The organism is Cohnella baijiui, from assembly GCF_020731285.1.
Lineage (GTDB): Bacteria > Bacillota > Bacilli > Paenibacillales > Paenibacillaceae > Cohnella.
Window position 1 is genome coordinate 1 of record NZ_JAJFOW010000154.1, and the last position, 361, is coordinate 361.

1 protein-coding gene is annotated in these 361 nt (G+C 44.9%); it reads left to right on the forward strand.

The features are described from left to right. Window positions 1–361 (forward strand): hypothetical protein (locus LKX83_RS32090; RefSeq protein WP_227887319.1); only part of this gene is annotated, 361 nt, incomplete at both ends.

Below are 361 nucleotides of genomic sequence, written 5' to 3' on the forward strand. Positions count from 1 at the left end.
CGTACATGTTGTTTCTTCAGGCAGTACAACGATACATAATCTGGATGTAAGAACGAATGCAACGATTGAAGCAGACCCGACAGCGAAGATACAACAAATGACGATTAATGATGGTGCACAAACAGTGAACGTGCAGGGAACTGTTCAGCAGGTTGTTGTAGCGAGCGCAAGTCCGATAACAGTGGTTGGTAGTGCAGATATTGCTAGTATGATAGTGAATGGTTCTGGATCAGTGGCGCTAAATAATTCTGGTTCGGTAGGACAACTTCAAGTTAATAACCCACAGTCCCAGGTAACAGCAGGAGCATCAAGCAAAGTTGAGAGCGTGATACTTGCCAATGGTGTACCTGCATCAGCGATT